This is a genomic window from Trebonia kvetii (genome assembly GCF_007827045.1).
GTDB classification, from domain to species: Bacteria; Actinomycetota; Actinomycetes; order Streptosporangiales; family Streptosporangiaceae; genus Trebonia; species Trebonia kvetii.
This window is the reverse complement of record NZ_RPFW01000041.1, coordinates 1-293: the sequence shown is the minus strand read 5'-3', so window position 1 is coordinate 293 and position 293 is coordinate 1. Positions and strand designations below refer to the sequence as shown.

At 49.8% G+C, this 293-nt stretch carries 1 pseudogene; it reads left to right on the top strand.

Going from position 1 to position 293, the window contains the following annotated elements:
* Window positions 1–86: 86 nt before the first annotated feature.
* Window positions 87–293 (top strand): annotated as a pseudogene (manB, locus tag EAS64_RS42870) (phosphomannomutase/phosphoglucomutase); the annotation flags it as partial.

The following is a 293-nucleotide window of genomic DNA, read 5'->3' as shown; positions in this document are numbered from 1 at the left end:
AAAACCCATAAAATTCAGGGAATTCTCTGGATACTCCCACCAATTATAGAGGTACATTTCGAAGATATACCCGCTAAAATAAACGAGTGACTACTATTAACCTCAAAGACTCATTTAAGGCGTACGACGTTCGCGGTATCGTCGGCGAAACTATTACCCACGAAACTGTGCGTGCAACCGGCGCAGCTTTCGTTGATGTGCTCGGTCTGGCTGGTCAGACCGTTTTGGTGGGCGGTGACATGCGCCCCTCCTCCCCCGAATTCATGGATGCATTCGCTGAAGGTGCCACCGCA